Raw genomic sequence first — 6,551 nt, forward strand, 5'->3', positions numbered from 1 at the left:
ATCCCGGCGACCTGTCGCGGCGGCAGCGGGCCGTCGTCACGTACGGCCTGGTCGAGGGAGCGGCCGCGGACCAGCTCCATGACGATCCACGGCCGCCCGCCGTCGAGGACGACGTCATGCACGGTGACGATGGAGGGGTGGGAACGCAGTCGCGCCGCGGCCCGTGCCTCGCGGAGCGTGCGTTCGGTCAGCTCGGTCCGCGAGGCCGCGTCGAGGTCCGGCGGTAACTTCACCTCTTTGACGGCCACCTCCTGCTGGAGCAGCTCGTCCATCGACCGCCAGACCGTGCCCATGCCGCCCTCGCCGAGCTGCGACTGCAGCCGATAGCGACCCGCGAGCAGCGTCACCCGCGCCCCCTCTCCGACCATCTGTAGCCCTCTGTCAATATCACGGCCGACAGGGGCAAATCAGGTAGTAAAGGAGAACAGTTGGAGCATCGGGATTGCGGCGGGGTCCGCCGCGATGCGTGCGGACCCCGAACGCTCAGACGAGCGAGCGCACCACCACGGTCTGGTCGCGGCCGGGGCCGACGCCGATGGCCGAGACCGGGGCGCCGCTCATCTCCTCAAGGGCCCGCACGTAGGCCTGCGCGTTGGGCGGCAGGTCGTCGAACGACTTCGCGCTGGTGATGTCCTCCTGCCACCCCGGCAACTCCTCGTAAACCGGCACGGCGTGGTGGAAGTCCGTCTGCGTCATCGGGATCTCGTCGTGCCGTACCCCGTCCACTTCGTAGGCGACGCACACCGGGATCCGCTCCAGCCCCGACAGCACGTCGAGCTTGGTGAGGAAGTAGTCGGTGATCCCGTTGATCCGGGTCGCGTAGCGCGCGATGACCGCGTCGAACCACCCGCAGCGCCGGTTACGGCCGGTGGTGACGCCGTACTCGCCGCCCGTCTGGCGCAGCCAGTCGCCCATCTCGTCGGTCAGCTCGGTGGGGAAGGGGCCGGAGCCGACGCGGGTGGTGTACGCCTTGAGAATGCCGATGATCTTGGTGAGGCGGTTCGGCGGGATGCCGGCACCGGCGCAGGCGCCGCCCGAGGTGGGCGAGGAGGACGTGACGAAGGGGTAGGTGCCGTGGTCGATGTCCAGCAGCGTGCCCTGGCCGCCCTCCAGCAGCACGAACTTGCCCTCGTCCAGCGCCTTGGACAGCACCAGCGAGGTGTCGGCGATGTGTGGCTTGAGGCGTTCGGCGTAGGCGAGGTACTCCTCCAGGACGGCGGAGGGGTCGATGCCGCGCCGGTTGTAGACCTTGGTCAGCACCTGGTTCTTCTCGGTCAGGGCGACCTCGATCTTCTTCGCCAGGATGCCCGGGTCGAGCAGGTCCTGGACGCGCACGCCCATGCGGGCGATCTTGTCACCGTACGCAGGCCCGATGCCGCGCCCCGTGGTGCCGATCTTGGCCTTGCCGAGGTAGCGCTCGGTGACCTTGTCCAGGGCCTTGTGGTGAGGCATGATCAGGTGCGCGTTCGACGAGATCAGCAGCCGCTCGGCGGAGATGCCGCGCGCGGCCAGCCCGTCGATCTCGCTCAGCAGCACCCCTGGGTCGATGACCACGCCGTTGCCTATCACCGGAACCACGTCAGGCGACAGGATCCCCGTGGGTAGGAGGTGAAGCGCGTATTTCTGGTCCCCGATGACCACGGTGTGTCCCGCGTTGTTGCCACCCTGATAGCGGACGACGTAGTCGACGTCGCCACCGAGCAGGTCGGTGGCCTTGCCCTTGCCCTCATCGCCCCACTGGGCGCCAACGAGAACGGCAGCCGGCATGGTTCTGTCTCCCGTGCACAAATCGAAACCCCTGGCGCAAGCGCGACAGGGGCTCTTGCGTTGAGAGACTACCCGAACGTGCCTATTCGTCCCAAGACAGCGATTGCTAGCCCCTGGTGAGCGCGTCGTAACCGGTCTCCGTGCTGTCCCTGAGGAACTGCAGGCACCGCTCGGCCTCGTCCTTCTCGCCGATCGCCTGGGCGGCCCTGGCCAGGGCGTACAGGCAGCGCAGGAAGCCGCGGTTGGGCTCGTGCTCCCACGGGATGGGCCCGTGTCCCTTCCAGCCGTTGCGACGCAGCTGGTCGAGGCCGCGGTGGTAGCCCGTGCGGGCGAAGGCGTAGGAAGTGACAGCGTGCCCCTGCGCGAAGTACTCCTCCGCGAGCACCGCCCACGCCGCCGGGTGGGCGGGGAAGCGGGCGGCCACGTCGGCGGCCTTGGCGCCGGATTCGAGCGCCGCCCTGGCCTCGGGCAGATCCGGCAGGTGAGTCGGGGGCGGCCCGGCGAGAAGGTTATCCATACGACAAGTCATACCCGCCGAGCCGCCTAAGTGGCTAGGAGATCTTCGTCCCACTCGACTTCAGGTTCTCGCACGCCTCCACGACGCGCGCGGCCATCCCGGCCTCGGCGGCCTTGCCGTACGAGCGCGGGTCGTACGCCTTTTTGTTGCCCACCTCGCCGTCCACCTTCAGCACGCCGTCGTAGTTGCGGAACATGTGGTCCGCGACCGGCCTGGTGAAGGCGTACTGGGTGTCGGTGTCGATGTTCATCTTGACGACGCCGTACGAGATCGCCTCGTGGATCTCCTCGAGCGACGAGCCGGAGCCGCCGTGGAAGACCAGGTCGAACGGCTTCTCCTTGCTGTATTTGGCCCCGACCGAGTCCTGGATCTCCTTGAGCACGCTCGGCCGCAGCTTGACGTGGCCCGGCTTGTAGACGCCGTGCACGTTGCCGAACGTCGCGGCCAGCATGTAGCGGCCCTTCTCACCGAGGCCCACGGCCTCCGCGGTGGCCAGCGCGTCCTCGGAGGTCGTGTAGAGCTTCTCGTTGATCTCGCCGACGACGCCGTCCTCCTCGCCGCCGACGACCCCGATCTCCATCTCCATGATGATCCGCGCCCTGGCGCACTTCTCAATGAGCTCCTTGGCTATCTCCAGGTTCTCGTCGAGCGGCACGGCCGAGCCGTCCCACATGTGCGACTGGAAGAGCGGGTCGAGGCCCTTGGAGACCCGCTCCAGGGAGATGTCGATCAGCGGCCGCATGAAGCCGTCGAGCTTGTCCTTCGGACAGTGGTCGGTGTGCAGCGCCACCGTGACGGGATATTTGGCGGCCACCACCCGCGCGTACTCGGCAAGCGCCGTCGCGCCCGTGACCATGTCCTTGACGGTCGCGCCGGAGAGGAACTCGGCGCCGCCCGTGGAGACCTGGATGATGCCGTCGCTTTCGGCTTCGGCGAAGCCGCGCAGGGCGGCGTTCAACGTCTGTGATGACGTCACATTGATCGCCGGGTAGGCGAATCCGCCGGCCTTGGCCCGGTCGAGCATCTCAGCGTAGACCTCTGGAGTCGCAATAGGCATGATTCTCTCCCTGAGAAGTTACGGCTTCGCGCCAGGCCCAGTATCCCGGGTCACTACCCCCTGTGGTAGATACAACGCGTGCGTCGCTGCTCCGGGTAGGCTCTCGGCGTGGACTGGCTCTGGAATCTCCTCGACCCGACGTGGTGGCTGACCTTGTTCGGGGCTTTCGCGACGATCGGCGTTCTCGCGATCATCTTCGCCGAAACCGGTTTGCTGCTCGGGTTCTTCCTGCCTGGCGACTCACTGCTGGTGGCCGCGGGGATTTTCAGCTCAGCCGCGGTGGCCAAGGGAATAGGCATCGAGCCTCTTTCCTGGCCCGTGCTGTTGATCGGCACGCCGCTGTGCGCCATTGCGGGCGCTCAACTCGGGCATTTCCTGGGAGCCAGATTCGGCCGCAAAATGTTCGACAGACCTGATTCGCGGCTGTTCAAGAGGGAGCACGTCGACAGGGCCGAGGAGTTCTTCGAGAAGTTCGGCCCGGCCAGAGCGGTGATCCTGGCCAGGTTCGTGCCGATCGTGCGCACGTTCATGAATCCCGTCGCGGGCGTGCTGGAGATGCCGGCCAAGCGCTTCTTCCTGTGGAACGTCATCGGCGGCGTGGTCTGGGTCGAGGGCCTGCTCCTGCTCGGCCACTTCCTCGGCAGCAAGGTCGAGCCCAAGCAGATCGACAAGTACATCCTGCCGGGCGTCTTCCTCATCGTGTTCATCTCCCTGATCCCGATCATCGTCGAGGTGATCAAGAAGCGCAGGGAGCGCAAGCACCTTCCTGAGCCCAACGGCAAGCACCACCGCGTGCACTGATCCGAAAACCGGGGTTACCCGGGGTACGCTGCCGACTGTGGGACGCCACAGGTCAGATCCGATGGGCCTTGCCCGCTTGGCGCTCGCCGTCCTGGCAGCGGGCGCCGTGGTGACGCTCCTGGTCATCGGCGCTCGTGCGCTGCTCGGCTCGTCCGGCGCGACGCAAGAGCGTGAGCGTGCCGTCGCGGCCACGACCGGCCCCGTCACGGAGGCCACCGCGCGGGTGCCGACCGTGCGCATCGAATGCGTCGCCGACACCTGCCCCATCGTCACGGTACGCGTGCCGGGCGGCGACGTGCTCCAGTACCGCGACATGAGCAGGGGCGAAGAGGTCAGCTACTTCGAGCCGGAGCTCGACGTGGTGCTCAGCGACGCGGGCACGGTCCGCGTCACCGAGAACGGCAAGCCCCGGGAGCAGGGTAAGGACGGCGAACGCGAGGCGTTCACGGTCAAGAGCCCAGGCGGCTAGAGCCCGAGGTCTTCGAGGGTGAAGACCGAGCGGTATTCCAGGCCCTCCCCGGTGATGCGCTCCCTGGCGCCCCTGTCGATGATCGTCGCCACGGCCACCACCTCGGCCCCCGCCTCCCGCAGCGCCTCCACGGCCGTCAGCGGCGAGCCCCCCGTCGTGGAGGTGTCCTCGACGACCAGCACGCGCCGCCCCTTCACCTCGGGCCCCTCGATCCTGCGCTGCATGCCGTGCTGCTTCTGCGCCTTGCGCACCACGAACGCGTCGAGCGTGCGCCCGCGCGCCGCCGCCGCGTGCAGCATCGCGACCGCCACCGGGTCGGCCCCCAGCGTGAGCCCGCCCACCGCGTCGAACTCGAGGTCCGCCGTCAGGTCGAGCATCACCCTGCCGACGAGGGGCGCGGCCACGCCGTCGAGCGTGATGCGGCGCAGGTCGAGGTAGAAGTCGGCCTCCATGCCGGAGGAGAGGATGACCTTGCCGTGGACGACGGCCTTGCTCTCGATCTCGGCCAGCAGGTTGTCGCGATCCGTCATGCGTCCAAGCTTATGGGCCTGCTCGAAGGTCACGGCTCAGAGGCAAAGGCGCGGGCGCGGTTTAGTCACGACGGGGAGTGCGGAATGAATGCGCGGGGCAACCCCGCGTAATCGTGAGGTCACTATGAGTGTCGAATCGCCGCAAAGCGATGCAGAGCTTCTTCAGGCGGTCAGGGAGGGCAACGCCGCCGCCTACGGGCAGCTCTACGAGCGCCACGCCGCCGCCGCCCGTGCGCTGGCCAGGCAGCTCGTCAGGCGCGTCGAGGTCGAGGACGTGGTCGCGGAGTCGTTCACGAAGATCCTCGATCTGGTCGGCAGGGGCGGCGGGCCCGACTCCGGCTTCCGCACCTACCTGCTGACCGTGATGCGGCACACGGTCCACGACCGCTCCAGGTTCGAGAGCGGCGAGATGACCACGGGGGAGATCGGAGAGTACGACCCGGGGGTGCCGTTCGTCGATCCGTCGCTCGTCGGGCTGGAGAAGTCGCTGATCGCCAGGGCGTTCCTGTCGCTGCCCGAGCGGTGGCGGGCCGTGCTCTGGCACACCGAGGTGGAGAGGTGCAGGCCGGCCGAGGTGGCCTCGCTGCTGGGACTGTCCGCCAACGGCCTGGCGGCGCTCGTGTACCGGGCGCGGGAGGGGCTGCGGCAGGCGTACCTGCAGATACACCTGGGCTCGCCGCCTCGGCACGACTGCCGCCCCGTGCTCGGCAAGATGGGCGCGTACGTGCGAGGCGGGCTGACCAGGCGCGACGCCAATGAGGTCGACGAGCATGTGAGCGGCTGCGAGGAGTGCCACGGGGTTCTGCTGGAGCTGACCGACGTCAACCGTGGGCTGCGCGTCATGGTCGGGCCGCTGATCGCAGGGCCGGTCTTCGGCGGCTACGCGGCTGCGCTGGCCAAGCCGGCCGCGGTGGGCGCCGGCGCGGGCGGGCTGTTGCGGATGCTCGGCCGGGTGTGGCGGGCGCCCAAGCACCAGCAGGCCGCGATGGCCGGCGGTGTCGCCGTGACGGTGGCCGTGGCGGCCGGGCTGCTGCTGATCTCCGACGAGAAGCCGATCAGGAAGCCCGTCGCCGCTCCGATGGTGGGGCCGCCGGCCTCGGTGCAGCCGGTGCTGCCGCAGAGCGAGGAGCCCGCCCAGGTGCCCCCGCCGCCGGTCAGGAGCAGGCCGCCGGCCCAGGCGCGGCTGCGCGCCACGATCGACGCGCTCGGATCGCTCGTACGGGCCCGGCCCGGCATCGTTGGCATGCGGCTGCGCAACTACGGCGAGGCCGCGAGCGAGAAGCTGACGGCGTTGGTCTATCTGCCGGCGGGCGTGACGCTCATCCCGCCCGCGCGGCGTGGTCGCCAAGGCACCGCGGGCACCGTGGACGGCTGGTCGTGCCGCCCAGCGGGACGCGGCGCGCGGTGCGC

At 68.9% G+C, this 6,551-nt stretch carries 8 protein-coding genes; 3 read left to right on the top strand and 5 right to left on the bottom strand.

Translation table 11 applies throughout. The annotated features are described in order from the left end of the window. The 4 genes from AB0J09_RS52405 to fbaA all read right to left on the bottom strand — a co-directional run. Positions 1-347, bottom strand: a 347-nt coding sequence (locus AB0J09_RS52405) for a protein kinase (RefSeq protein ID WP_360709420.1), incomplete at its 3' end; no start/stop codon positions are given. A 136-nt stretch (positions 348-483) separates the two neighbouring features. Further along, a complete protein-coding gene (locus tag AB0J09_RS52410) occupies positions 484-1,767 on the bottom strand; it encodes an adenylosuccinate synthase (protein WP_360709423.1) in 1,284 nt (427 codons plus the stop codon). 106 nt (positions 1,768-1,873) lie between these two features. Next, a complete protein-coding gene (locus AB0J09_RS52415; RefSeq protein WP_360709426.1) occupies positions 1,874-2,284 on the bottom strand; it encodes a DUF3151 domain-containing protein in 411 nt (136 codons plus the stop codon). Positions 2,285-2,318: 34 nt separating this feature from the next. Further along, positions 2,319-3,341: a class II fructose-bisphosphate aldolase gene (gene fbaA, locus AB0J09_RS52420; RefSeq protein ID WP_360709429.1), complete on the bottom strand. Its 1,023-nt coding sequence runs from the start codon at positions 3,339-3,341 to the stop codon at positions 2,319-2,321. A gap of 108 nt (positions 3,342-3,449) precedes the next feature. Here fbaA and AB0J09_RS52425 point away from each other — a divergent pair, with 108 nt between their 5' ends. Continuing rightward, positions 3,450-4,142: a DedA family protein gene (locus tag AB0J09_RS52425; protein WP_360709431.1), complete on the top strand. Its 693-nt coding sequence runs from the start codon at positions 3,450-3,452 to the stop codon at positions 4,140-4,142. A gap of 61 nt (positions 4,143-4,203) precedes the next feature. Then, positions 4,204-4,611 carry a hypothetical protein gene (locus AB0J09_RS52430; protein ID WP_360709434.1) on the top strand — a complete coding sequence of 136 codons (408 nt, stop codon included), beginning with the start codon at positions 4,204-4,206 and terminating at the stop codon, positions 4,609-4,611. On the opposite strand, the gene pyrE is transcribed toward AB0J09_RS52430, so the two are convergent. Continuing rightward, a complete protein-coding gene (gene pyrE / locus AB0J09_RS52435) occupies positions 4,608-5,141 on the bottom strand; it encodes an orotate phosphoribosyltransferase (RefSeq protein WP_360709437.1) in 534 nt (177 codons plus the stop codon). The genes AB0J09_RS52430 and pyrE overlap by 4 nt on opposite strands. Before the next feature lie 124 nt (positions 5,142-5,265). Here pyrE and AB0J09_RS52440 point away from each other — a divergent pair. Then, positions 5,266-6,551, top strand: a 1,286-nt coding sequence (locus tag AB0J09_RS52440) for a sigma-70 family RNA polymerase sigma factor (protein ID WP_360709440.1), incomplete at its 3' end; no start/stop codon positions are given.

This window comes from Nonomuraea sp. NPDC049784 (genome assembly GCF_040659615.1).
Taxonomy (GTDB): domain Bacteria; phylum Actinomycetota; class Actinomycetes; order Streptosporangiales; family Streptosporangiaceae; genus Nonomuraea.